Origin of the sequence: Bacillus sp. es.034 (assembly GCF_002563655.1) — a bacterium.
GTDB lineage: Bacteria > Bacillota > Bacilli > Bacillales > Bacillaceae_B > Rossellomorea.
On the sequence record NZ_PDIY01000001.1, the window covers coordinates 3,047,979 to 3,071,519 of the forward strand.

General features: G+C 40.8%; 28 protein-coding genes. 8 read left to right on the forward strand and 20 right to left on the reverse strand.

Annotated elements, in window-relative coordinates; genetic code table 11:
* Nucleotides 1-25 precede the first annotated feature (25 nt).
* Entirely contained in the window at nt 26-406 is a 381-nt protein-coding gene (locus ATG71_RS15625) for a sporulation protein (protein ID WP_179886560.1), read from the forward strand.
* A 43-nt stretch (nt 407-449) separates the two neighbouring features.
* On the opposite strand, the gene ATG71_RS15630 is transcribed toward ATG71_RS15625, so the two are convergent.
* From ATG71_RS15630 to ATG71_RS15640, 3 genes are all read right to left on the reverse strand, one after another.
* On the reverse strand, nt 450-1,172 hold the full coding sequence (locus ATG71_RS15630; protein ID WP_098440373.1) for a nucleotidyltransferase domain-containing protein: 723 nt from the start codon (nt 1,170-1,172) through the stop codon (nt 450-452).
* 132 nt (nt 1,173-1,304) lie between these two features.
* A complete protein-coding gene (locus ATG71_RS15635; protein WP_098440374.1) occupies nt 1,305-1,475 on the reverse strand; it encodes a tRNA U-34 5-methylaminomethyl-2-thiouridine biosynthesis protein in 171 nt (56 codons plus the stop codon).
* Between the two features lie 15 nt (nt 1,476-1,490).
* Complete coding sequence (locus ATG71_RS15640; RefSeq protein ID WP_098440375.1) at nt 1,491-1,694, reverse strand: hypothetical protein; 204 nt, start codon at nt 1,692-1,694, stop codon at nt 1,491-1,493.
* A 233-nt stretch (nt 1,695-1,927) separates the two neighbouring features.
* Between ATG71_RS15640 and safA the strand changes: the two genes are divergently transcribed.
* A complete protein-coding gene (gene safA / locus ATG71_RS15645; RefSeq protein ID WP_098440376.1) occupies nt 1,928-2,557 on the forward strand; it encodes a SafA/ExsA family spore coat assembly protein in 630 nt (209 codons plus the stop codon).
* 64 nt (nt 2,558-2,621) lie between these two features.
* Here the strand turns inward: safA and ATG71_RS15650 are convergent, their stop codons facing one another.
* From ATG71_RS15650 to ATG71_RS15660, 3 genes are all read right to left on the reverse strand, one after another.
* Nucleotides 2,622-2,807 (reverse strand): hypothetical protein, encoded by a 186-nt coding sequence (locus ATG71_RS15650; RefSeq protein WP_098440377.1) that lies wholly within the window; start codon nt 2,805-2,807, stop codon nt 2,622-2,624.
* 125 nt (nt 2,808-2,932) lie between these two features.
* Nucleotides 2,933-3,568 (reverse strand): FMN-dependent NADH-azoreductase, encoded by a 636-nt coding sequence (locus ATG71_RS15655; RefSeq protein WP_098440378.1) that lies wholly within the window; start codon nt 3,566-3,568, stop codon nt 2,933-2,935.
* Between the two features lie 197 nt (nt 3,569-3,765).
* A complete protein-coding gene (locus tag ATG71_RS15660; RefSeq protein WP_098440379.1) occupies nt 3,766-4,191 on the reverse strand; it encodes a DUF1801 domain-containing protein in 426 nt (141 codons plus the stop codon).
* 347 nt (nt 4,192-4,538) lie between these two features.
* On the opposite strand from ATG71_RS15660, the gene ATG71_RS15665 reads away from it, so the two are divergent.
* A complete protein-coding gene (locus ATG71_RS15665; RefSeq protein WP_098440380.1) occupies nt 4,539-4,673 on the forward strand; it encodes an FbpB family small basic protein in 135 nt (44 codons plus the stop codon).
* Nucleotides 4,673-5,059, forward strand: a complete 387-nt coding sequence (locus ATG71_RS15670; RefSeq protein ID WP_098440381.1) for a sporulation protein — start codon at nt 4,673-4,675, stop codon at nt 5,057-5,059. The genes ATG71_RS15665 and ATG71_RS15670 overlap by 1 nt, the downstream gene beginning before the upstream one ends.
* Before the next feature lie 35 nt (nt 5,060-5,094).
* On the opposite strand, the gene ATG71_RS23450 is transcribed toward ATG71_RS15670, so the two are convergent.
* From ATG71_RS23450 to ATG71_RS15710, 9 genes are all read right to left on the reverse strand, one after another.
* Nucleotides 5,095-5,232 (reverse strand): hypothetical protein, encoded by a 138-nt coding sequence (locus ATG71_RS23450; protein ID WP_179886561.1) that lies wholly within the window; start codon nt 5,230-5,232, stop codon nt 5,095-5,097.
* 20 nt (nt 5,233-5,252) lie between these two features.
* The gene (locus ATG71_RS15675; protein ID WP_098440382.1) at nt 5,253-5,678 is read right to left on the reverse strand and encodes a GNAT family N-acetyltransferase; all 426 of its coding nucleotides are present in this window, start codon (nt 5,676-5,678) and stop codon (nt 5,253-5,255) included.
* A gap of 193 nt (nt 5,679-5,871) precedes the next feature.
* Nucleotides 5,872-6,336 carry a GNAT family N-acetyltransferase gene (locus tag ATG71_RS15680; RefSeq protein WP_098440383.1) on the reverse strand — a complete coding sequence of 155 codons (465 nt, stop codon included), beginning with the start codon at nt 6,334-6,336 and terminating at the stop codon, nt 5,872-5,874.
* Nucleotides 6,337-6,355: 19 nt separating this feature from the next.
* Nucleotides 6,356-7,186, reverse strand: coding sequence for an alpha/beta fold hydrolase (locus ATG71_RS15685; protein ID WP_098441865.1), 831 nt, complete (start codon nt 7,184-7,186; stop codon nt 6,356-6,358).
* 168 nt (nt 7,187-7,354) lie between these two features.
* Nucleotides 7,355-8,224 (reverse strand): cation diffusion facilitator family transporter, encoded by an 870-nt coding sequence (locus ATG71_RS15690; RefSeq protein WP_098440384.1) that lies wholly within the window; start codon nt 8,222-8,224, stop codon nt 7,355-7,357.
* 346 nt (nt 8,225-8,570) lie between these two features.
* Nucleotides 8,571-9,122 (reverse strand): hypothetical protein, encoded by a 552-nt coding sequence (locus ATG71_RS15695; RefSeq protein WP_098440385.1) that lies wholly within the window; start codon nt 9,120-9,122, stop codon nt 8,571-8,573.
* A 363-nt stretch (nt 9,123-9,485) separates the two neighbouring features.
* Nucleotides 9,486-11,168 carry an acyl-CoA dehydrogenase family protein gene (locus ATG71_RS15700; protein ID WP_098440386.1) on the reverse strand — a complete coding sequence of 561 codons (1,683 nt, stop codon included), beginning with the start codon at nt 11,166-11,168 and terminating at the stop codon, nt 9,486-9,488.
* On the reverse strand, nt 11,165-12,685 hold the full coding sequence (locus ATG71_RS15705) for a class I adenylate-forming enzyme family protein (RefSeq protein ID WP_098440387.1): 1,521 nt from the start codon (nt 12,683-12,685) through the stop codon (nt 11,165-11,167). Before ATG71_RS15705 ends, ATG71_RS15700 begins: the two co-directional genes overlap by 4 nt.
* Complete coding sequence (locus ATG71_RS15710) at nt 12,682-13,068, reverse strand: MerR family transcriptional regulator (RefSeq protein ID WP_179886563.1); 387 nt, start codon at nt 13,066-13,068, stop codon at nt 12,682-12,684. The genes ATG71_RS15705 and ATG71_RS15710 overlap by 4 nt, the downstream gene beginning before the upstream one ends.
* Nucleotides 13,069-13,255: 187 nt before the next feature.
* Between ATG71_RS15710 and cypC the strand changes: the two genes are divergently transcribed.
* A complete protein-coding gene (gene cypC, locus ATG71_RS15715; RefSeq protein WP_098440388.1) occupies nt 13,256-14,503 on the forward strand; it encodes a CYP152 family fatty-acid peroxygenase CypC in 1,248 nt (415 codons plus the stop codon).
* A gap of 438 nt (nt 14,504-14,941) precedes the next feature.
* Here the strand turns inward: cypC and ATG71_RS15720 are convergent, their stop codons facing one another.
* Nucleotides 14,942-15,130, reverse strand: a complete 189-nt coding sequence (locus tag ATG71_RS15720) for a hypothetical protein (protein WP_098440389.1) — start codon at nt 15,128-15,130, stop codon at nt 14,942-14,944.
* Nucleotides 15,131-15,334: 204 nt separating this feature from the next.
* On the opposite strand from ATG71_RS15720, the gene guaC reads away from it, so the two are divergent.
* A complete protein-coding gene (guaC, locus tag ATG71_RS15725) occupies nt 15,335-16,318 on the forward strand; it encodes a GMP reductase (RefSeq protein ID WP_098440390.1) in 984 nt (327 codons plus the stop codon).
* A 51-nt stretch (nt 16,319-16,369) separates the two neighbouring features.
* On the opposite strand, the gene ATG71_RS15730 is transcribed toward guaC, so the two are convergent.
* The 3 genes from ATG71_RS15730 to ATG71_RS15740 all read right to left on the reverse strand — a co-directional run bounded on the left by ATG71_RS15730 (nt 16,370) and on the right by ATG71_RS15740 (nt 21,133).
* Nucleotides 16,370-16,924 (reverse strand): STM3941 family protein, encoded by a 555-nt coding sequence (locus ATG71_RS15730; protein ID WP_098440391.1) that lies wholly within the window; start codon nt 16,922-16,924, stop codon nt 16,370-16,372.
* Nucleotides 16,925-17,071: 147 nt separating this feature from the next.
* Nucleotides 17,072-17,872: a class I SAM-dependent methyltransferase gene (locus ATG71_RS15735; protein ID WP_098440392.1), complete on the reverse strand. Its 801-nt coding sequence runs from the start codon at nt 17,870-17,872 to the stop codon at nt 17,072-17,074.
* A gap of 183 nt (nt 17,873-18,055) precedes the next feature.
* Entirely contained in the window at nt 18,056-21,133 is a 3,078-nt protein-coding gene (locus ATG71_RS15740) for a GNAT family N-acetyltransferase (RefSeq protein ID WP_098440393.1), read from the reverse strand.
* Between the two features lie 267 nt (nt 21,134-21,400).
* Between ATG71_RS15740 and ATG71_RS15745 the strand changes: the two genes are divergently transcribed.
* Nucleotides 21,401-21,745 (forward strand): DUF3889 domain-containing protein, encoded by a 345-nt coding sequence (locus ATG71_RS15745; protein ID WP_098440394.1) that lies wholly within the window; start codon nt 21,401-21,403, stop codon nt 21,743-21,745.
* 93 nt (nt 21,746-21,838) lie between these two features.
* Here the strand turns inward: ATG71_RS15745 and ATG71_RS15750 are convergent, their stop codons facing one another.
* On the reverse strand, nt 21,839-22,375 hold the full coding sequence (locus ATG71_RS15750; RefSeq protein ID WP_098440395.1) for a helix-turn-helix domain-containing protein: 537 nt from the start codon (nt 22,373-22,375) through the stop codon (nt 21,839-21,841).
* Nucleotides 22,376-22,670: 295 nt separating this feature from the next.
* Between ATG71_RS15750 and ATG71_RS15755 the strand changes: the two genes are divergently transcribed.
* Nucleotides 22,671-23,492: an STAS domain-containing protein gene (locus ATG71_RS15755; RefSeq protein WP_098440396.1), complete on the forward strand. Its 822-nt coding sequence runs from the start codon at nt 22,671-22,673 to the stop codon at nt 23,490-23,492.
* Nucleotides 23,493-23,541 lie beyond the last annotated feature (49 nt).

Genomic DNA, 23,541 nt, shown 5'->3' on the forward strand with positions numbered 1-23,541 from the left:
GATGATTGAGAGGTTGAAGGCTGTTATGTTTAGCAAACTGATGTGCAGGTTCGGAATTGGAGCTACAAAGATTGATGTGGTATTGAATAAGAAGGAGTTTCGACCAGGAGATGTCATCAAGGGTGAATATGAACTCACCGGCGGTCGGGTAGAGCAGAAATTAAAGAGGATTGAGACAGATCTTTTACAATATGATGATAAACGTTCTTCTGTTCTTCATCAGAATACCATATTAAGCTCATCAACGATGAAAGCAAACGAACAACGCACCATTCACTTTTCGTGCAGACTTTCCGATGCATTTCCACCAAGCAGTGAGAAGGTTTCTTATAAGTTCGTCACCCGACTTGTCTTTGACGATGGTGTCAACAGCGTCGATCACGATGAATTTCAGATTCTAGTATAATGATATATAAGTAAGCCCTTCTATTCGGAAGGGCTTTTGAATGTTAACTCGTTTGATTATCTTTTCCTACCGAATATCCTTCAAATAATCTCCCGCCGTGCTTTTGGAGAACAGAATCGACCAAACTCACAACCTCCATTTTGTCATCTTCCCTATAGAATCGTTCGAAAGCATTTATAAATTCCTTGGCAAATTGCGGATCATACTCATTTAATGCACGGATTATCCATTTTGAAGAGCCTATCCAATGATGATTCGTCCTGAGCACATACTCATGAAGTGATTCCCCTATGGAGTTCGCAATGAAAATACTTTCCCCTCTATTCGTCGAACCGATAAAATCTTCAAGGGCATCCGTAAGAAAATATCTCTTCATTCGAATGGTCTCTGCTGACCATTCAGGAGGTCCGTCCCTCAACATATTATTTGCTTCTAACTTGATTGTGTCGATGATTGGGTGGTCAATGAGTGGAATTCCTTCTGACACCATCTTTTGTAAGGAGGGGCGTGCCCGTTTATAGTCCGATTGGAAATAGTGACGGAGTGTTTTCAAATTATGTACGAACACTTCTATCGGCCATCCGTTGGAAATAAGGGATTCACGGTACTCGGTTTGGAGGTGTTCATCGATGACGACAATATCAAGATCCGATGTTGGTGTATCTTCTCCTCTCACAACACTTCCTCCCAGAAGTGCCGCTTGACAGGCGGGGAATTGTTCATGTATGAAAAGCTTCGCGGCTTCAATCGGTGATGGTCTTATCATATGCAGCCTCCCTCCCTCCCTCCATGGATGAAGAGTTCATCCAAATCAAAAAACAATAAATCATTTCCTTCCAATGATAAACGCTTCATATAAGTATAGTTTGCTGTCTTTTTAAAAAAACAGACATTCCTTTCAAATAGATTCTGTAAATTCTTCTTTTTCCTTTCTCCTCCCTATACTATGTCCGATCACGATTCCTATGATCAGGATAAACAGATAGTCTGTTTCAAAACCTTCCGTGAAAAAACCCGTGATTCCCCATCCCAGGATGGCGCCAAATATGACTAAGAAAAGGGATTTCATATCATTTCATCCTTCCTAATAGAATCCGACCATCGTAAGGAGTCCGACTCCGATGATGGTGGTTAAACCGCCTGAGAGAATTGCAATAAAAAGGATTCGTATTTGTCGCGTTTCAACCCATATACTGAAGGCAACCACTATGGTGAGGATGAGCCCTAATAAAACGGCCGCATATGGATTGGACGGGGCTAAGAGGTCGTTCCAATTCAACCAGTTCATTCACTACACTCCTTTAGTATGTATCTCGGATATCTAAACATCAGTTAAACATCTTTACTAATAAGTATATCAAAGGACGACCATAATATGGGATATATTTGTTCTTTTCTGATTATAAAGTAACCGTCTTATAACCCTAGTAATATTTACTAAGTGTTGATTGAACGGGTTTCTTTTCAAAGTGGTAACAACTACCTGTTTTAAAATTAACAGAATTATATTTCAATAGAACTATGAAAACTTTAAAACTTTTATCTATCTTATTGTTGTCTGTCACTTTTGTCATTGGATTTGGTCATTCTTCCAACGTTTCCGCAGCCGGTACCTACACGGTCACTTATGGGGATACGATGTGGAAGATTGCCGTTAAACATCAGGTTGGAATATCCGAGCTGATTTCAGCAAACCCCGGGATCAGTAACCCGAATATGATTTATCCTGGCCAAAGCTTGAATATCCCAGGAGCAAATGCCACTGCTGAAAGTTATACATATGAAGTAGTGAAACTCGTAAACATGGAGCGTTCTAAAGTGGGTTTACCCCCGTTGAAGGAAAATTGGGAGTTGTCCCGTGTCGCTCGCTATAAGTCGGAAGACATGATCGCGAAGAACTACTTCAGTCATACATCCCCGACATACGGATCTCCATTTCAAATGATGAAGGACTTCGGGATTTCCTACCAGGCTGCAGGAGAAAATATCGCTGCAGGTCAAAGGACTCCATCTGAAGTGGTAGAAGCGTGGATGAACAGCGAAGGTCATAGAAAAAACATCCTCTCCCCAACTTATAAAGAGATTGGAGTAGGATATGTGAAGGGTGGATCGTACGGTCATTATTGGACTCAAATGTTTATAAAAAGATAATGCATGATAACTGTAGACCCTGGTACAGTACCGGGGTCTCTTTTTAGATGTTTTTCTCTTCCATTTAGTAAGTACTGCGGCTGATTTCAAGAATTACCGTAAAGGCACTGTCGTATGTAGATATAACTTCTTGAACGTAAACGGAATGCGTTCCTAATTCTTCCCTCTTTTGGTTCACAATCGTTTGCAACAGTGCTGCGAGTGATTCATCTTCGCCTAACACAATATCAATAAATTCCTGATCCTTCATTTTTTCCACTCCCTTTCCTCTCTCTATACGAATGAAACGTGACTGGAGTTTCGTGTTTTTTTAAAAAAGTTCAAATAAACGGAAATAAAAAAGAGCCAACATAATCGTTGACTCCCTCTCTATTATTAAAATGTTTGTGCTAAATCTTTTGCTCTTGCAATGGCATTCTCTTTGATTTCAGCCGCTTTATCAGGCATGGCTGCATGTCCTTCTACAAATAATCCTTCAAATGAAGGAACGCCATAGAATTGCATCATCACTTCCAAGTAGCGGTGTCCCATTTCCATTGCGGCTGCAGGCCCCTCTGAGTAGATCCCTCCACGTGCTTGAATGTGAAGAGCCTTTTTATCAGTCAGAAGTCCAACCGGGCCCTGCTCCGTATATTTGAAGGCTTTACCTGCCACTGATACAGAGTCAATATATGCTTTCATTACTGGAGGGAATGAGAAGTTCCAAAATGGTGTAACGAAAATATATTTATCAGCTTCGACAAACTGATCGGATAATTCGCCAAGTCGGCCAACTTTTGCCTGCTCTTCTTGAGAAAGTTCTTCGAATCCTTTACCCGATTGCAGTTTGCCCCAGCCGCTGAATACGTCAGCATCGATTTGTGGGATATTTTCTTTGTACAAATCCAAAGTAACAACTTCGTGACCAGGATTTGCTTCTTTATACGTATCGATAAATGCCTTCCCTACAGCCATGCTGTAAGATTGTGTGTCATCGTGTGGGTGTGCTGTAATATATAATACCTTCGTCATGTTGAATCGTCCCTTTCTGAATGTGAAATGATCCTTATCAAGGTTTAGACATGATTTGAAATCATGTATCTCGAACCGTGATAGTCTTAATTCAAGATTAATATTATAGGATATTATCTTATAATACAAATAAAAAGCTTTCAGTCAAAAAAAATAAGGAATTAGTCTCATGAACGAGACTGATTCCCTATAAAAACTTAATTATTGTCAGGATATGTTTTTTGTAAAAAGGCCACAGACTGATGAATCAATTGCTTTAACACCGATTCATCAATGTCGGCTACTTTATTTATGTACACACACGCCTTACCGGATGTATGCTTCCCGAATGACTCCAGAAGTTTCTCTCTTTCAGAGTCACCTGTGGCAAAATATAAGCTCATCTTGGCCTTTCTCGGTGAAAACCCCACTAATGGAGCATCTCCCTCGTGACCTGTGTTGTATTTATAATGATAAGAACCGAATCCAATTATACTTGGCCCCCACATCTTTGCTTCAAAGCCGGTTGCTTCACTGAAAATATCCAGTAACCTATATGAATCCTCCCTTTTTTGGGAGTTATCCACTCCCTCAATAAATTCTATGACGCTCGCATCATTTTGTTTTGTTTTCAATTCATACATATAACCAGCTCCTTTTTCCTTTTCATCCTAACCACTACTTCTCTTTTCGTCCTGAAGATTCCTGCATGGAGTCTTACATAATGAAATGATACAAGGTTCTCATATCCGTTGACATCCATCCGTGTTTCAATTATGATTGTGTCATAATTTCATATTCTCCTAAAGGGGAGTAGCTGTAACAATAAAGTCGTCATTACAGAGTGCACGCTCTCGGCTTTATTGACAACCATGTTGTTAGCGAGACCTTTACCAGTTGGTGAAGGCTTATATATGTCCAGAAAAGACCTTTACCTCCATTGGTAAAGGTCTTTTCTTTATTATTTCACTCTGAAAGGAAGTAATGCACAATGAAAAAATTAAAAACCAACCTCTCTCAATTAATAGAAGAAAACAAAGAAGAAATCATAAGGAATCGACGGGAGATGGACAAAATCGAAGAAAAAATCGATAAGAACTATACTGCTAAAAAGGAGCATGCCTAATGATATTGCGTAAATACATGTCCCTCTTCGGTGTCGGGTCAGCGAATATTGATCTTGTGCTGCCTAAAACCTCATTTAAACAAGGAGAGCTTTTGCATGGTTACTTCTTTTTAGAAGGTGGCATCATCGAGCAAAAACTGAGGCGGGTTGAATGTGATTTAGTGATGATTGATAAGAACGGAAAAGAAGAGAAACTCATTGATTCGACCACTATATTAAAATCGGATATTATCAGGGCAGATGAACGAAATAAACTGTCATTCACCTACCGGATTCCCCAAGGAGTCCCTTATTCTCAAGATGGCGTCCGTTACTTGTTCAAGACAAAACTTACGTTTGACCAGGGAGTTGAAAGCGTGGATGAAGATTATATTTCAATTGAATAGAAGAATGGCTCGCAGGCGTCTGCGAGCCATTGTTGTCAGGACTTTTCTTTCTTGATATCTTCAAGCAGTGAAATGATCCTTTCATTCTGCTCGATCATCGTCTGATTCTGCTTCCTGAATTTCGTGAAATCAAACGAGAAGATAAGAAGAAACACAGCTAAAAATATGATCATCAATTGCCTCTCCCCCATTCTTAATGATTCTCTTTATATTTAAAATAAATCAGCTCGGGATCTCCAGGGTCCAGGTTTTCAATCATTCCGCTTAGAGAGTAGCCATTCTTATGAAAAACTTTTTGCATCTCGTTGTTTGACTGATTAGTAGATGAAAAGATTTTTTTCCTTGGTGAAATCTTCTCAAAGTATTTTAATAGGGAAGACGCATACCCTTTTCTTCTCTCCTCAGGAACAATGATGATCAGAGAGACAAACGCATTCTCAAAAAACTCGGTATGAAATAAGAGAAAGCCCTTAAGGTTTCCTTCTTTGATGACCAGACATGCTTGCTCCCTTATCGCCCTTTCGATTTCTCCCCTTCTGTTTGCATGCCCGATGACTTGTTGATCAATCGCAACGATCGCTTCCAGATCTGATAATTGAGCGTATTTCACTTCTCTCATGACTCACTACCTTCTTTTCCTTAAAAATATGTAAAGAAATACTAAGACTCAGATGAGAGTAACAATCAGTATCCCTGCGTCTCCAATAATGAAATAACTGTCGTTAATATGATATGTTTCTTTTACAGCTGTCATGGTGAAAGATCCTCCTCTATGTAGAAAAGGACACCGAATGAACAGGTGCCCTTTTGTTTTAAAGCGATTTGGACATTAACACATTTGTTACTTCATAACCTGTTTTTTGATACAAAGATAGAGCTGTTTTGTTATGACCGAATACATGGAGGGATATTTTCGGGATCCCTTTTTCCCTTGCAAACGAGTCCAATGACGCTAAGGCTTCCTTCCCATATCCTGCTCCCCTTTTAGTCTCATGGATCTTAATATCATATATGAATATTTCCTTTGCTTCATCATTTAAATGAACCCATAAGTTACCTACTATTTCCTTGCTCTCTTCATGAAACAGGGAAAATAAATAATGATCTTTTGTTTCCCTTCCCTCAGGTAAAAGCTTATTAAATTCCTGCTCAGCTTGTTCCAGGGACGTTTCTTTCTTAAAATTACCTGCCTTCGTTTTTTCTTCTGCATATTCCTTGATGGACTCTTTTATCCATTCACTATATTCGTTCTCTGTCATCGTTTTTAATATAATCATAGAGTGCTCCCTCCTTAACTTATTTCCAACGCTGTCTTATTTCCCTTACTACAATTTCAGGACGATCCCAATGAAGAAGGTGGGTCGTACCCGGAATGCACTTTACTTCTCCCTTGGCCTTTCCCTTAAAGATGTCGGCTGTCTTTTTACGGGTTTCAGCAAGGCTTTCAGGAAGAGATGCTCTTAATAATAAAACCGGATTTTCTATTTTATGATAAATATCCTCCGCCTCATCTTTATGCATGGCACGGATGATGTGAGCAGCTGTCTCCCCGCGGGCATGCCAATAATATTGGTGGTCAAGATACAGGGAAAGATCTTGAGCTGCATCCATCTTTAAAGAGGACCAATTTAACGTTTCACTCTTAACGAGGGCGAGGAAATCTTCCCATGTTTCCCAAGTCTGTTCGAAATCTTTTTCATAATAAGCGACTTCTTCTTCTACGGTTTGTTGTAAATGCCGTTTTCCTTGATAACCCCCATCGATCAACATCAGCTCTTTGATCTTTTCGGGATAATTGGCTGCATAAAATAGGGCGACAAAACTCCCCCATGAATGAGACAGGAAATAGAATGACTCGATTTCAAGGAGCTCAATCACTTCATTCAGCCATTCGGCCATGTTATTCATTTCATACTCTTCCCCGCGTTCAAATGGGGCAGTCTTTCCATGGCCAGGTGCATCGATGGAAATGATTCTATAGTCTTCCTCTAAATCGTTCGCTATTTCTATAAAGCTGAGCCCTGTACTGCCCAAGCCATGAAGACAAAAAATCACAGGTTTCGCAGGGGCTCCCCATTCCGTAATGCGTATTTGCTGGAGTTGTTTTTGAATAAAATAACGTTTAATGGTGTTCATCTCCTATGTATATCTTTCCTTCTCTTATTCTTCTATTTTACCATTATCATCCAACATATTCATGCCAAGTTTCGAAAAAAGTGTTGGAATGAATCTGAACCTAAAAAAGACCCTAAGAAGGCCTTTTGAAGTGAAGCGGTTTATTGTAGTGAAGGGTTTTCAACTCGGTTCCACATGAACATGCACATCATACACCTCATGCTTATTCATCAATTCTTCTTCTACCTCGCTTGAAATATCATGTGCCTGTTTTATATCGAGGGTTGACCTTACCAGGATTACAACATCCACGACAGTGTTGTTTCCATAATTTCTTGCCCGGATATCTTTTACACCTTTAACCCCAGGGAGATCGAGGACGGTCTTTTCGTACGATTCTATAAGCTCTTCATCGAATCCGTCCGTTAAGTAATGGGAGGCTTCTATAAAAATGCCCCACGCGGTTTTACAGATGAGAAGGCCGACAATGACTGCCGTGAGGGGATCCAACCAAGGTAGATAAAATTGAGCACCAAGGATACCAATCACCGTGCCGATGCTTACCCATGCATCTGAGAGATTATCTTTTGCTGCAGCCATAAGGGATTGACTCTTAATTTTCTGTGCTAATTTTTTGTTGTATCTATAGACAAGGTACATGACGATTGCAGCCCCAATACCAGTCCATGCGGAAATAAGATCCGGTGCCTGGGTTTTACCGTCAAATACAGATTGGATCGCATTGTATAACACCTGTATCCCCACCACCATCATGATAAAGGATGCCAGTAAAGAGGCAACACTTTCTGCTTTCCAATGGCCATATGGATGATCTTGGTCGGCTGGCTTCCTTGAATACCTTAGTCCGATAAGTACCGCAACGGAAGCCACGATATCCGTTGCATTGTTCAATCCGTCTGCACGCAATGCCTCTGAACCGGCTGATGTTCCAATGAGGAATTTAATGATTGATAATATAATATAGGCAATGATGCTTATAACTGCACCACGCTCTCCCAATTTCAACTGATCATATTTTTCTTGATTCACTATCATAATCCTCCACATTTGATATGTACCTGAATATCATAGCAACCCCTCCCCATGTGGGTCTATAGCAACCTTCTTTAGTAAAGCTATCTTAATATGAAGAGGTGAACAATGTTTCCGGTAGCAAACTTTTGTGAAGGCATAAAAAATAGGAATGCGTATGCAGTCCTATATATAACGATTTTTGACTCATTTAGCCCGTGAGTAAGGGCAGCCAGGATCAAATGCATTTGATACTGGCTGCCTTTACTCACGAGCTACTTTTCAGCTTTGCTGAAAAGCGGGAGAAACCTAGGTTTCTCCCGAATGAGTCAAAAATCTGAGTCTACTCTATTTTTTTTTGCTATTAATCTACAATATCAGCTGAAAAACTAGGCTTCGTCAATCCTGCTTCTTCATAAACAGCAGCCATTTTTTCTTCAAATGAAGCAAATTGTTCATCAGATTCTGTGTATTCTGCATTTGCTTCGTCCGAAAGATTGGCAGCTCTGGTTTCGTATGATTTTGAAAGATCGTCCAATGCACCTTGAATTTCGTCTTTCTTTGAATCGAGGGCAGCAGGTACTTCTAGTCCCTGAACGTCTTCAGCTACGGTTTTAGCAGCAGTTTCAGCGTCGGTTTTTAGTTTGGCGATCTCTTCGGCACTGGGTTTATCCTCTTCTTTGGCTTTTGCCGATTCAAAAGTGTAAATAGCTGAATCATTGGCGTTCACTGTGTTGATGATTTCCCTTTGAAAGTCTAATAGAGCGGATTTCATTTCCATCTCGTCCGACTTTGCATTTTCTTCAGTTGTTTCAGTATTTGTTGCTTTTTCCTCTGTACTACCTTCATCACTGCTGCACGCAGCAATAAATAGACTCATAGATAGCAAGAGAAAGGGTAACATCCATTTCTTCATCTGCAATTCCTCCCCATTCATTCGCTCTTACAATTACATATATTACCTTATCGCTTATTTTTTTGTAAACAAATGGATACTATTTAGTATTAATTGTAATTTTTAATTTCATAAACATTCTCATTTCCGAACGTTGACGCAACAAATAACCGTGCGTATTCTCTTTTTTATATGTGTATGGAATCCAGTGATTTGGTAACGATGAATAATGACTTATTGTATAAAGGAGGTGTCTTTCTTGGTAACGAAAGAATGTCCATGTGACCGCTGTACGTGCAAGACGAAAAAAGAATGTGATTGTCCCTGCTGCTGCGAAAAATAAAAAGAAACCCCTGGACGTTGAAAATCCCGGGATTTTTTTATTTAAACCCTTACTTTCCCCCCAACTATTTCGTCGAAGTATTGAACGGATTTCATTTCTTCATCCATCCATTCTGTTCTTTTCCATGTTTGTTCGATAAAAATTTCTGCAATCATACGTTTTCTTTTTCCGCCAAACGTATAGGCATCTTTAAGTGCAATCACACTCTCGAATATATGGACCATCAGTTCTGCCATTCTCTTCGCATGATAGGTCTGTGTATCATGATTGGACGTGGATACAAGTGTCAATAGTTGTTCAAGCTTCAAAATTCCTTCTGTTACGGGAATCGTTAACAAGATGAATTCTTCCGGAACAAGGGATAGCTCTTTTTTCATTCGGGCTAAAAAGTATTCATGAGCCCGGTGTTTATTCATTAATCTCAGGACTTCGAGTCCTAAAATATTGGCTGTACCTTCCCATACCGTCAATACCTGAGCATCCCTGAGTAAACGGGGAAGGACGAAATCTTCAATGTACCCATTCCCACCATGAAGTTCGATTGCTTCATGGGAAAAGTGAATCGCCTGCTCCGCTGATTCTTTCTTCAGTATGGCAATTAGCAAACGATTTAGAACAGACTCTTCCTCAGTTGTGGGAATGTCTTCGGATACGACTCGATCATACAGGTGAACGAGATGGAACACGGCACTCGTTTCCACTTCCTGTTTAGCGGCAAGGCGGGTCAAGGATTCTTTAATCATCGGAAAGTGAGCCAGAGGCTGTCCGAAGGCTTCACGATGGAATGTGTAATTTCTTGCTTCGAGATAGGCTCTTCTCATAATGCCGATCGATGCAATGGCATTACAAATCCGGGATAGATTTAGTGCTTCCATCATGTAGTAGATGCCTCTATCCGGTTCTCCAACGAGATAGGCGTTTGCACCTTTGAACTCCACCTCTGCTGAAGGCACTGCCCGGACACCCAACTTATCCTTCAGCCTTCGAATGTGGATTCCATTAAGGGAACCATCATCGTTTCTCCAGGGAACAGCGAATAAGCTAAGTCCCTTTGTTCCTTTACCGGATCCCTCTATCCGAGCGAGCACCATGGTCACTCCGCACATCCCTGAATTGGAGGCAAAATATTTTTCTCCCCATAGCTGATAGGATTCGCCATCTTGTACGGCCTTTGTTTCATTTGCGCCGACATCAGACCCTCCCTGTCGCTCAGTTAAAAAGGTCGATCCCTCATATAATTCAACTTCGCCCGTTGAAAGGACGTGGGGAAGGAACCTGGCTTTCACCTCAGGAGACGCATACCTTTCAAGAAGGAGGGCCGTTGCCATGGAAAGGGTGACCGGGCAATAGAAACCTGGCTCGGTTTGAGACAAAAGATATCCCTGGGCATAAGAATACATATAATTCCCTTTAGTCCCAAGCTCGGGTATTTCCTTATGAATATATCCGACAATTCCTTGATTGTATGTTTGTTGAACTGTTTTCTTGTATCCTTCATTCACCCAGACTTCAGAAATCTCTTCTCCGAATCTGTTGTATTTAATAAGCTTAGGCTGCCCCTCACGATCGGTGTGGACGGCCCGTTCATCAATTTCCCCTGCACAAAGCTCGCCGAAAGTGTTCAGCTCCTGATCGGCCCACGTAAAAAAATCTGTATCCAGATAGCTCTCGAGGATTTCTTTTAAATGAGGATCTTCATGATAAAAATTCTCAATCTTTCTCATGAATTCACCTCCTGGATCATATCCCGTAAAGGCTGTTTCAGTATTTTTCCTGTGGCATTACGCGGGATTGCATGCAATGATTCATAGAGTTTTGGAATTTTATAACTTGCCAGTTTCCCCTTTAGAAACTCATGACATACCTGAGAAAGTTCATTCGACGGAAGGGAACTGACGACATACGCTTTAACAGTTTCCCCCCACTCAGGATGGGGGACTCCAACGACTGCCACCTCAGAAATAGCCGGATGCTCCATAAGCTTTTCTTCGATTTCTTTAGGATAAACGTTTACACCACCGGAAATGATCATATCCTTTTTGCGGTCCACCACCCATATATATCCTTGTTCATCCACTCTGGCAAGGTCTCCCGTTTTCAGCCATCCATTGATAAAGACTTCATTCGTCTTCTCCGGATCCTTATAGTATCCTTTCATATTTCCTTCTCCGTATAGGAGAATTTCTCCCACTTCATTGGTGTCCACTGGCTTCCCCGCTTCGTTAACAATCATAATTTCTGTTCCAAGAGCCCCTCTCTTCCCGATACTCCCTCCTTTTTTGAGGTGTTCATCTGCTGATAATAGGGTTCCGCTGGGGCCGGCCTCTGTCAGACCATAAACACAATGAAGGAGGTCCGTCCCTAACCTTTCTTTTATATATGCAATTTCTGCACCGGAGACAGGTGCTCCGCCATAGACCCAATATTTCATTGATGTAAGATTATACGTTTGGATGTTAGGTAGTTTGGATGTGAATAAGTAGGCGACCGGCGCTCCGAAAAAGTGTGTGATCCGTTCTTGCTCTACCAGCTTAAGTAGATTCTCAGGGGTGAAGGTCGGTGATAAGATATGGGTGCTTCCTACAAAAGTACCTGCTATCAGGAATAGATGAAGTGGCGCAGAATGACTGAGAGGCATCATATGAAGAATCCTGCTCTCTGGTTTCATCTCAAATTCTACACACATCATGATGGAAACCGTTAGAATATTTCGGTACGTGAAGAGGACGCCTTTTGGTTGACCTGTCGTACCGGAAGTATAAAGGATAGTAGCGTCATCCTCTTCACTCATCGTGCAATCGATTTCTTTTTTACTCCCTTCATTCAAAATGTCATCAAATGACTTCCAAGCTCCTCGTGTCTTCCCTGTCTTAACACATAATAGATCGCTGAGGTCAATGCTTTCTACCGTCTCCCATAGCCATTCATGTGCAAGGATGGCTCGGGCATCGCTGTGATGGACTATGTATGTTAATTCATCAGCAGAAAGCTTTGCATTAACGGGGACTATGATTGCCCCCAACCGCAGGACTGCGAAGTAGCTGATGACAAATTCCGCTGTGTTCGGCATGAACAGCATCACTTTATCCCCAACACCTATACCCCGCATCTTCAAGCTATTGGCCCACTGATTGACTTTTTCATTCAACTCCCTGTAAGTCATCTCATCGCCGTCTGTAATAACCGCTTGCCGTGTAGGATATTTCCTGGAATTTCGAGACAATAATTCTGAGATATTCATTCTCGTTTCTCCCCTGACTCTTTTAATTTTTTGAGGAAGTCATCCCTTAGTTCTTCCATTTCAGCTCTCATCGTTTCCAGTTCTTGAATGAAAATGGTTATTTCCTCTATTTTCATGTTCCCATATTCAACTGTGCGTTCCAATTGCTTCCTTCCACTTCGATCTTGATCAAACAGGTGAATCATTTCCTTGATTTGCTCTAAAGTGAATCCGAATCGTTTTCCGCGGAAAATTAATTTAAGTCTGGTGACGTCACTCTTGGAGTATAGTCTCCTTCCTGAATCACTCCTTTCAGGTTTTAATAAACGAAGTTCTTCATAATACCTGATCGTACGTGTCGTTACGTTGAACTCCTTAGCTAATTGAGAAATGGTATAAGGCATCAGCATCAACTCTTTATTTGAAAATTTTGATACTTTCATTTTATCATTGACGTTGACGTAAAGTTCAACCGATTTTTTAAAAATAACTACTTTTCCGTCTGCCAAAAATGAATAGCTTAGGCGTTTATTTTCATAAGAAAAGTGGGAAAGTACAATATAATCAAATCGAAGGGGATGTGAATACATAATGCCAGTTCAGGTACCGAAAGATAAAGGAATTGACCGTACATTGTCGATCTTTATGGACGGTTATGAGTTTATTCAAAAACGTATTCAGAAGCATCATCTAGATGTGTATGAAACAAAAGTTCTTGGTAAGAAGGTCGCTCTTCTTAGCGGTGAAAGAGGTGTGGAACTATTCTATGATAATGAAAAGATGAAGAGGAATGGAGCAATGCCTCCTCACATACTGAACACACTCTTTGGAAAAGGCGGGGTCCAAACGTTAGATGGAAAGTCTCATGAACATAGGAAACGTTTGTTTATGTCACTGATGACACCTGAAGGACTCGATGAACTGCACAAATTGACGACTAGACAGTGGGATGCATATACACGTAAGTGGGAGAAAAAGAATAAAGTCAATCTTTTCGAGGAATCCCTGGAGTTACTTACAAAGGTTGGATGTGAATGGGCTGGTATACCAATCGAAGAGAAAGCAGTACCGAAACGCTCCAAAGATTTAAACAGATTGATTGAAGGAGCATCAAAAATCGGTCCCCGGTATCTTGCAAGTCTCCGGGCAAGGAATCGCTTGGAAAAATGGATTGAAAGCGTCATTCATATGGTGCGTCAGGGACGGTGTGAAACAAAAAAAGGGTCTGCCCTATACGAAATGGCTTTCCACCGGGACCTGAACGGGGATCTTCTTGATAAACAAGTGGCTGCAGTCGAATTAATAAATGTTATTCGCCCTCTTGTAGCCATATCACGCTATCTGGTGTTTGGTGCTGTTGCACTTGAAGAAAATCCGGAGTGGAAAGAAAACATTCATTCTAATGACGAAGACCTCAGGTGTTTCATTCAGGAAGTGCGTCGCTACTATCCCTTCTTCCCTTTTCTCGCTGCCCTGACAACCAAGGATTTCGTATGGCAGCAATATCACTTTAAACAAGGTCAAATGGTGATGCTTGATTTATTCGGTACGAATCATGATCCCCGGATCTGGGAGAACCCTGATCATTTCGAACCCGGGCGGTTCAAGGATTACAAGGGCAGTATCTATGAACTGGTCCCTCAAGGCGGTGGAAATTATGATACCGGTCATCGGTGTCCAGGTGAATGGCCGACCATCGAAGTCATGAAAGCGAGCTTTTCCTTCATGAGTAAACATCTTAACTATCAGCTGCCGAAGCAGGATATGAGCTATAGTCTTCGGGAGATCCCAACGCTGCCGAAAAGTGGCTTCGTGATGAAGAAAGTAGGCTATAAATAACTATGTTGAGTAGTCAGTCTACAAATATCAAACAGCGAGAGGCAGGTTATCAATCCGCCTCTCGCTGTTTAATACAGTCTACCTAAATAATTTAGTATAAATGATGGGTGCATCCATACAGTCCTCTGAATCATTCAATAATTCGATAATGGCTACTCCATTTATCTCCGCTTCAATCGTGTCTCCCCTTCCTAAACAGTGCTCGAATCCCTCGGCTAATTTTTCAGGGGAAAGTTTATTGGCCAAAGTACAGTGTGGAATCTAATTGCAAGGAAGATACAGTGGATTGGCCTTACGTTTAAAAGAATGAAAATGATCGTAATGAGACGAGTGTAAGTCCAGAAGGTCCCTCGTCACGGTTGGGGCAAGAAAAAGAGTGCCGAAGTTTAAAAAAGAGCCTACTGTATTAAATGTGATGCGGAAGGATGCGGTATGTTCTTAAAAGGTTTCTAAAGATTCTATGTATGCCTCTTTGTCTAATTCCGTGTAACTGCCTAATGTAATATGTGGACGGGCATCATTGATTTCTTCTTCATAATAAGAAATGTCCTTAACCGCTAGTTCTTTCCAAATCCCTTTAATCAGCTCTTCTGTTTGATCATCGAATAGAGCGATAACCCAATACATAGGCAAACCACCTTTCTTAACCAAATGTCTATACTCTAACACAATCTCCCACAACTTGATGTAAACGCTTAATGATTAGCAACATGATTAGTTTGTATATCTCCAAAAAATCTTTGACATCGTTAAGAAAATGATGTAAATTACCTTATGGACGAACATTTATAAAATAAACAAACTTTAATATTCGTGTTTAGGGGTGTAATGATGGAAAATGTATTTGATTACGAAGATATTCAATTAATTCCTGCAAAATGTGTGGTTAACAGCCGTTCTGAATGTGATACGAGTGTAACACTGGGTGGATATACGTTTAAGTTGCCAGTAGTCCCAGCCAATATGCAAACCATTATTGATGAAAAAATCGCTGTCTACTTAGCTGAAAATAATTATTTCTATATAATGCATCGTTTTAAACCTGAAGAACGTTTGTCATTCATTAAAGATATGAAGTCACGTGGATTGATCTCTTCTATTTCAGTAGGGGTAAAGGAAGAAGAATACGCCTTTGTCGAGCAGCTGGCAGAAGAAAAGCTTGTTCCGGAATTCATTACAATCGATATTGCACACGGCCATTCCAATGCAGTCATCAATATGATTCAACATATTAAAAAACATGTACCTGAAAGCTTTGTGATTGCCGGGAATGTTGGTACCCCAGAGGCCGTTAGAGAATTAGAACATGCAGGGGCCGATGCTACCAAGGTTGGAATCGGACCGGGTAAGGTGTGTATTACAAAAATTAAAACAGGCTTTGGTACAGGTGGATGGCAGCTGGCTGCACTGAGATGGTGCGCTAAAGCGGCTACTAAACCCATCATTGCTGATGGAGGCATCCGTACACATGGGGATGTTGCAAAATCCATCCGTTTTGGTGCCACTATGGTGATGATTGGATCCCTATTTGCCGGTCATGAAGAATCTCCTGGAGAAACGACTGAGAAAGACGGAAAACTAGTTAAAGAATACTTTGGATCAGCTTCCGAATTTCAAAAGGGTGAGAAGAAAAACGTTGAAGGAAAGAAAATGTACGTTGAACATAAAGGGTCATTAGAACATACCCTGATTGAAATGGAACAAGATCTTCAATCTTCAATCTCCTATGCAGGTGGAACGAAACTTGAATCCATCCGTACAGTAGATTACGTTGTGGTAAAGAATTCGATCTTTAATGGGGATAAGGTATATTAATCTTAAAAAGGTGAAAGGTGGGCAATGTTTGCTCACCTTTTTTTGGTTAAGTTACAATGAATTCGTAGGAGAAACAGTCTTTTCTTCCGTAACCATATTGGCATGGGGAATACGAATGGTTAATTCTTTAAGCAATTTTTGAGGCTCTTTTAAATTGCCTATCACAATATTGTATTGTGGATACCCCATTTTCACGTTCATCCTGGACATGCGTTTTAGCTTATCCGGCATTTTGTCACGGTATTCCTCTTCATCGTTCAGAACCAGCCCAATAAAAGAATTCCGGTAAATTTCGTATGGAACATAGCTTTCAATATCCTCCCACCGAATGTGAACGGGTTCATCAGGCAACACATATAAAAACAGATACTCCTTAGTCATGCTTACGTGAGGTACGTCATGAGAGAGCTTTTTAAAGATCTGAATCAAACAGAAGAAAAAGAACACTCCTCCTAACGCAACTATCCCCCCTATCAAATAATTCACATCAATAAAGAAAAACTCATACGTCAAATACAAACACAGTAGAACAAACAAAATACATCCAGCCGCAATCAAACTCAACTTCTTCTTAGATTCATAAAAATCAACAACCTTCTCCTCCATGACCAATCCCCTTCCATAAATATACATATCCAATTTCCTATACCCGAAAAACCAAGAAGTAAACCTTGAGGGACGGACCTCTAGAAGTGATGATTCGACCGTCATGAAAACACTTTCTGAGGTCCGTCCCTCTTCTATTCCTTACCACTATCTTTTCTCTGCAGTGATTGTGAATAAACTAGGTATGTTTTTTTTAATCCCTATTGGAGCATCAGCTGGGAACGCCCATCTTATTCCGGATTCCTCTTCTAATTGAGTAATGATAAAGCCGGTAGTGCCGACTGCTGTGATGATATCACCCAGTGTCCACCTGCGAATTCTATTCTTAGCTGATGGATGTAGTGAATCGGTCTTCAATAGTTTTGAGAATGCAACATCCACTTCCTTTTCACCACTGTCAAAATAATCGCCTGCTGCCACCATTTTTGTACCTTCAACCGTCAATAGTTTGGTAAGCATCGGATGGAAATCCCTCAAGATGAAAGTTCCACCTTTCTTAAGCATCTTACTAGCGATCGTAAAAACAGGCATTAAATCCACAAAGTAATGTAGAACGCCAAGTTCCAAAATCACAAAATCATAATCTTCTTCTTTCTCTTCACCGGGGATTTCTAATAAATCTGAAACGATATAACGAATATTGACACCTGCGACTTCTGCCAATTCCATGGCGTATTTGCAATTTTCTTTCGAAATATCCACCACAGTGACTTCTGCACCCAATAAGGAAAAGGACACTGCTTTATTACCCTTCGAACCTAGTAGATTTGCAATTCTTTTTCCTCTGATATCTCCCATATGGTTTAAATATTTCGATACTTTATGTTGTGGATTTTTCATAAGTGTAAGAGCATAATTCTTTGGCAATCCGTGACGATTCACCCACGCTTGATAAGCACCATCATTCCACCCTGCCCTATTAATACTACTAAGCTCACTTTGTCTCAAAATGTCGTCACCTCCAAAATAACTATAGAGGGACGGACCTCCAATAACTCTCCACATTATCTCCCCGATCCTTGTACTATCAGGGAGTCCACGGGAAAAGCAACATTTTTTGGAGGTCCGTCCCTCATCTTTGACCTCTAAAAAACACGAACATGCCTGCACTGCAGGCATGTTCGTGCTGATTTAACTGAATTTGATGTTTTGTAATGTTTTGATGCTTTGGGTATCCTTTAGTTCTCCGTAGAAGAGGATACTTGGGTCTACTTTTATGATTTCCCCTGTGGGGGCAGACCACTCTTTAGTTGATGCCACTAATAGAGCATCTTGATTTATATACGCTTCTGACATCTTTCTATTAGCTGGATGAACAAATGTCATCATCTCTTCCCGTTCGTCAGATCCCAACACGACAAACGGTGTATCCCTTAATACGAATTCTTCTGATCCCCCATAGTATTTATGGAAGATTCCTTCTGTAGGAAGTGTAATATAACTGGATTGCAATGTTTCTCCCAGTTTGAAGAAAGCATCCAGATCTAGTATTTCTTTGTCAATCGTTTGTCCAGAATGTTGATGAATTTCTGCATAAACGGTAAGCACCGGTACTTCCGGCAGGGTCAAGGCGTATTGGCGAAGAATGACGCCTTTCATCTTCTCGTGCTGTTTAAACTCTGTTGTTAAACTGAGGCCGGACCAACAGTGACCGTTATGATCCACTTTCGTCACTGATTCAATCGTTGTTTTTTCTTTCAGCATGGAATACCCACTGATATTTCGGAAGGTGTACGCAATCCCACCGCCCCATGGATTCCACCAGGCACGCGGGCCAGGGGTCGGGTATTGATGATCAAGTGCTTCATTTCCATTTAAACTTAATGAATAAATTCCCGGATAGTAATCCGAAGAGGCCTTAAATGATATAACCCCATTATCCACAGACCAAATACCCTCATTTTGTCCGATTTTCACATCACGTTTTCCTTTAACAAATTGTAATGAGTCCATCCTCGCCGTTTGACTCTTAGATGAAAAATCTCCGGAAATCCACTTTACTCCAGGGGAATTATGTTCAAGTTCCACACTCACTTGAGTAAGAGCATCTTCTTTCAATACTTCTTTCACAACCGTTCCATCATCATGTCTAACGGTTAAAGTTCCGTGTATATAAGGGGTCATCATGGAATTCAATGAATAATCCTCTTTGGTACCAGTAGTGGAAACAACATCTCCATTTGGTTTTCCGAAAGTATAAAGAGTGAGTTCCTTTCGCTCGACTTCATCCCCTACAATGAATTCACGCCACTTCGACCATTGATTTGACATGTTGATGCCTACCTGGATCGGACCTAAACAAATCTCCTCATGGGCAGGAATCAAATCCATTTCATATTCCAAAGCCATTCGCCAATCATCTTTTCTGGCAATGGCATTTTCCGGCCAGGATAAACCGATTGTATCCCCTTTGGAAGCTTCGAGAAACATCCACCGCTCTGAAATAGCTTTATCATCAATATATTCCACAAATGGAACCAGGGACTCATTACACTTCAAGACCCCTTCATTTTGAGGGACTGACAGGCCTTCCAAACTTGTGAACACAGGCTGAATCAAAGAAAGCTTCTTCTTTTCCTGATCCCCTGTATTTACTACCTCATGCTTGACTTCCACTAACCCCTCTCCATATATCTTGAAATATGAATTGAGTAGTATGGAAGGAAACGCTTCTGATACGAGTGATGTTTTCACAACCAATGCCTCTGGTAACTCGATGTATTCAATAGAAGACGCTTCTTTCTTTGAAAATTCTTCGCTGTATGGTTTACCGAATTTAGGGGTAAAGAATGAAATGGGATCCCTGGTGAAAGCAGTTGAACCGATTTTTACCATGTGATTTCTTTTTTCGATTTCAACATAGTGTGGTCCATTATATCCAAACCAGTGCTCGTCTGTTTCCCCGCCGAATTTTGCCCCGAATCCAGGAAATGCAATTCTCAGTGAAGTCGTAAAGGAGGATCGGTGTCCGTTTTCCCACTTAACCTCTACAACAATTTCTTCTGATAAAAACCCATTTTTCAACAGCTGCACAGGTACCGGGATGGAAACTCTCCCTTTGGCGCCGACCTTCTCGATCACCTCAGATTCATCCCAAGAAATCACTTTATTCTCAGGCAGTTTGACTGTCCAAGTGGAATCTTCGCCAACCTGACTTTCAAGGTCGAGATAGACGGTTCCCTTACTGTGGGCTCTCCAATTCTTCTTAACAGATCTTATGTTCACTTTACCTGCCTGCTTGGGGTATACACCCATTTTCAGCGAGAGAGGTTGTTTATTTATTTTGAAATCAGCCCCAATCACTGGATGTGTTTTCCATGGACCAGGTTCACTTTCTGGCATAGAAACCTTTACAGGGTAATCCCTCATCCATTTGTTTTCCACCAAGAGAGTATCTTCGAAATCATGTTCTGCTATCGGTGACGAAACACCCTTTATTGAAATTTCAATTGGTTCCTTACTGCGATTTTCAACATGATAGCTTACATAATGGTCTTCATTTTCCAGAAGTTTGAATTCCGGTACGTTCATTTGAACTAAATAATCCTGTGTTTCAATTAAACGAATGCCTCGTCCCGTCCGTTCAAATTGAATGCGAACGAACTCTTCATCTGCTTCCCACTTGTATTCATAAAACGTGTGTTCATTAACCTTCAGAGCATCCGGTTTGACTTCAATTAAACGCTGACTCGTTTGATACCAATCATGTTTCTCGAAAAAAGGCTTCAACAGATCGAGTTGAAGCACCATTGGGATGAAATTCATTAAATGAACTGTATCATCACGGTCTTCCCAGAAAAATCCGCATTTTTTATAAAGTGGCACAGCTTTTGTATTTCCCGGCCAGGTAAACAAGTCTAGTCGTGGCCATTGTAATTCCACCGTTTTCTCAATCGCTTTTAAGACAAGCTGTTTGCCTATCTTCAACCCTTGATACTTAGGGTGGACATTCAGTAACGGAATGTATAATGCACCGACATCCTCACGATATTCGGAAAGTCCGCAGTATCCTGCAACCTCGTCCCCTACCATGGCTAAAAATAAATGAAGATTGGTGGAACTCTCTTCCTTGTCCTTTACATCCTGTTCTGTTGTAACGGTGGAATCCCCGCCCCAGTTTTCACGGCTCTCATTCCACATTTTGGCGATTCCTTTTGCTAATCCTTCATGATATTCTACGATTTTCACTTGTTGAAGCGTTGTCTTCATAATATCCTCCCAGGCTATGTTTTAATAGAAAGAACCTCGTAATCATTGATATTTTGACTTGCATCGACGATTGAAATCATCGTCATCGCCTCCTTTCAGTATGTTGGAAAGATTTTCTTCCCACATCCACAGTGTAAGATTTTATGCGGATTAAGTAAAGAATATTCTAACTAAAAAAATAATTCACTTATTTCCAAATGCCGTTGATAGTAGAAAGAGGGAATAATTTCAGATATACAAGACAACCTACAAGGTAAAAAGAAGGTAATGCTCTTGAAATTGATCCGGTTAGTTTCAATTGTTCTTGGTTTGATGGTTTTGTCGAACCTTTCAATCGGAGAAGGTAGTCAAATTCTTTATGCACAGCAGGAAATTCCGTCCTATGCAAAATGGGGAAGCCTTGCAGTGAGAAAAACGAAAGAAAGGTATCCTGATGCAGCGATTGTGGATTATCTTCACATTGGAAAAGAATATGGCACGAAGACTTCAACTGAAAAATTTAAGCTTTGGTTAAGGCGGGGCGGTAAGGAATTTGGAGTGTTTGTTGATATCCAGTTTGAAACGGAAAGCGAAAAACTCCTTGATATTAAGTTTAAGGAAACGGATCGATAGCTTTCAAAAAAAGAGATCGAAGGATGTGTCAGCCTTCGATCTCTTTTTCTACTTTCCCTAAAATCGTTTTACATCTTAGTATCTTAAAATTCTTCATTCTGTTTTGTTGCTATGTATTACTGTGGAAGCAGTGGCAACTCCAATAATGGCACCATCCTCGTTTAGGAGGGGATGGGCATAAACGTTGTAAGAGATGTCTCCAGATGGTAAGGGAATGGTAATGACTCGGCTAACTGGCCTCTTTTCAGTTAGAACCTCTTTCTTTAATTTCATCAGGGCATGATTCCCTACATTATCATCCAGTTCCACATCTGTTTTTCCGATATGATCTTCGGGAATAAGATCAGGGGTATTAAAAATCCATGTGTACCGTAATTGAGTATCACAATGAGCCAGGATGACAGGGGCATTTTGTAAAGCAATGGAGAATGGATTCTCCTCCAGGTTAAAACTTGATGCATGAAAATCCAGCACTTGACCTAACTTGATCGTCACTTCGGCACTTGGTTTCCGGATTCCATTTTCAATTTGGGCATAGTAGGATCTTTCAATAAAGGCTTTTGCAGCTACTTCCTGCTGGGTCATCTTTTTCCTTTTACGTAACTTAGTGAGCCAAGTTCTTTTATTCAACCCTCAATCCCCCTTCTAAAACGATAAAGACAGATAAGCAAGTATATACTGAATGTTAGAAAGTGTCTAAACAGACACTTTTTTACGTGTTAATCTTCGGTATAATAAAATGGAAGGAATCTATCAATCATCATTCCTTCACCTCTTCAATGAAATGCCTTTCTTCCTCAATAAGTAACTTTGATTTTGTACTCAAAATCATAACATAGAATCCAACGCTACCTCTATCTTTTTTCCAAATATATTTACATAATTAGACAACCCTCAAAGTTGATTTATAATAGGAGGTTTTCATATGCCGATGAAGGCCGTTCAGGACGAAGATAAATATCTTGATTTCATTAATCGTATCGTCGAGTCAAAATCCGGGCTGATACAGGAAAGAGCGAATATAGACTCTCCCTATTCGAATATTGTTGAAGTGTCTCTTAGAAAGTGGAGAGGCGATTCCATCGAGGTACTGGCTGATTCATTACGAATGGCTAAAAATTCGGGAAACATCGAAAAGTGGGCATCTTCATCTGTTACCTTGTTCAAGCAGCTGGACCTTTCTCTTGAAGTAGCGATAAACGATCTTCATTCCTTTCGCAAAATGATAGGAGAACTGATTAAAGCAGAGGCCATCGCTCAAGACCTGTCGATTGAAACGTTCTATGATTTACTTTCTCACTTTCATACAGGGGTCGACCGGGCCATTTTCCGAATCACGATCGCTTATTCTCACCCCCTTTCGGATTCGATCAGTTCTGAGCTGTCCATCCCCATCGTCAAGGTGACCAATTCGATTGCCATTCTCCCACTTATTGGAGACATCGATGCCTCACGATCAAAAGACTTAATGGAAAGGACCCTCACAAAAGGAACAGCAATGGGTTTACACTATTTGATCATTGATCTATCGGGTGTTACGGTTGTTGACACGATCGTGGCAGACCAATTATTTAAAGTGGTGGCCTCTCTTAAAATAGCCGGAATTCAGGCAGTTTTGACAGGGATCCGACCGGAAATTGCTCATACCATGGTCAACCTGGGAATTGTTATCACGCATATTCCAACATTCGCCAGTCTCCATACAGCCCTCATTCATCTTCAAAAAAAGAGCATCCATCAGTATTAAGATGCTCTTGCTTTTTTGATGCTCCATCCCCAGCTCAACTATGACTTCC

What these genes read in the sequence shown, in the direction of transcription:
- ATG71_RS15625 (WP_179886560.1), top strand. Translation starts at nt 26, where the DNA reads ATGTTTAGCAAACTGATGTGCAGGTTCGGAATTGGAGCTACAAAGATT.
- ATG71_RS15630 (WP_098440373.1), bottom strand. Translation starts at nt 1,172, where the DNA reads ATGATAAGACCATCACCGATTGAAGCCGCGAAGCTTTTCATACATGAA.
- ATG71_RS15635 (WP_098440374.1), bottom strand. Translation starts at nt 1,475, where the DNA reads ATGAAATCCCTTTTCTTAGTCATATTTGGCGCCATCCTGGGATGGGGA.
- ATG71_RS15640 (WP_098440375.1), bottom strand. Translation starts at nt 1,694, where the DNA reads ATGAACTGGTTGAATTGGAACGACCTCTTAGCCCCGTCCAATCCATAT.
- safA (WP_098440376.1), top strand. Translation starts at nt 1,928, where the DNA reads ATGAAAACTTTAAAACTTTTATCTATCTTATTGTTGTCTGTCACTTTT.
- ATG71_RS15650 (WP_098440377.1), bottom strand. Translation starts at nt 2,807, where the DNA reads ATGAAGGATCAGGAATTTATTGATATTGTGTTAGGCGAAGATGAATCA.
- ATG71_RS15655 (WP_098440378.1), bottom strand. Translation starts at nt 3,568, where the DNA reads ATGACGAAGGTATTATATATTACAGCACACCCACACGATGACACACAA.
- ATG71_RS15660 (WP_098440379.1), bottom strand. Translation starts at nt 4,191, where the DNA reads ATGTATGAATTGAAAACAAAACAAAATGATGCGAGCGTCATAGAATTT.
- ATG71_RS15665 (WP_098440380.1), top strand. Translation starts at nt 4,539, where the DNA reads ATGAAAAAATTAAAAACCAACCTCTCTCAATTAATAGAAGAAAACAAA.
- ATG71_RS15670 (WP_098440381.1), top strand. Translation starts at nt 4,673, where the DNA reads ATGATATTGCGTAAATACATGTCCCTCTTCGGTGTCGGGTCAGCGAAT.
- ATG71_RS23450 (WP_179886561.1), bottom strand. Translation starts at nt 5,232, where the DNA reads ATGATCATATTTTTAGCTGTGTTTCTTCTTATCTTCTCGTTTGATTTC.
- ATG71_RS15675 (WP_098440382.1), bottom strand. Translation starts at nt 5,678, where the DNA reads ATGAGAGAAGTGAAATACGCTCAATTATCAGATCTGGAAGCGATCGTT.
- ATG71_RS15680 (WP_098440383.1), bottom strand. Translation starts at nt 6,336, where the DNA reads ATGATTATATTAAAAACGATGACAGAGAACGAATATAGTGAATGGATA.
- ATG71_RS15695 (WP_098440385.1), bottom strand. Translation starts at nt 9,122, where the DNA reads ATGAAGAAATGGATGTTACCCTTTCTCTTGCTATCTATGAGTCTATTT.
- ATG71_RS15700 (WP_098440386.1), bottom strand. Translation starts at nt 11,168, where the DNA reads ATGAGAAAGATTGAGAATTTTTATCATGAAGATCCTCATTTAAAAGAA.
- ATG71_RS15705 (WP_098440387.1), bottom strand. Translation starts at nt 12,685, where the DNA reads ATGAATATCTCAGAATTATTGTCTCGAAATTCCAGGAAATATCCTACA.
- ATG71_RS15710 (WP_179886563.1), bottom strand. Translation starts at nt 13,068, where the DNA reads ATGCCTTATACCATTTCTCAATTAGCTAAGGAGTTCAACGTAACGACA.
- cypC (WP_098440388.1), top strand. Translation starts at nt 13,256, where the DNA reads ATGCCAGTTCAGGTACCGAAAGATAAAGGAATTGACCGTACATTGTCG.
- ATG71_RS15720 (WP_098440389.1), bottom strand. Translation starts at nt 15,130, where the DNA reads ATGTATTGGGTTATCGCTCTATTCGATGATCAAACAGAAGAGCTGATT.
- guaC (WP_098440390.1), top strand. Translation starts at nt 15,335, where the DNA reads ATGGAAAATGTATTTGATTACGAAGATATTCAATTAATTCCTGCAAAA.
- ATG71_RS15730 (WP_098440391.1), bottom strand. Translation starts at nt 16,924, where the DNA reads ATGGAGGAGAAGGTTGTTGATTTTTATGAATCTAAGAAGAAGTTGAGT.
- ATG71_RS15740 (WP_098440393.1), bottom strand. Translation starts at nt 21,133, where the DNA reads ATGAAGACAACGCTTCAACAAGTGAAAATCGTAGAATATCATGAAGGA.
- ATG71_RS15745 (WP_098440394.1), top strand. Translation starts at nt 21,401, where the DNA reads ATGCTCTTGAAATTGATCCGGTTAGTTTCAATTGTTCTTGGTTTGATG.
- ATG71_RS15755 (WP_098440396.1), top strand. Translation starts at nt 22,671, where the DNA reads ATGCCGATGAAGGCCGTTCAGGACGAAGATAAATATCTTGATTTCATT.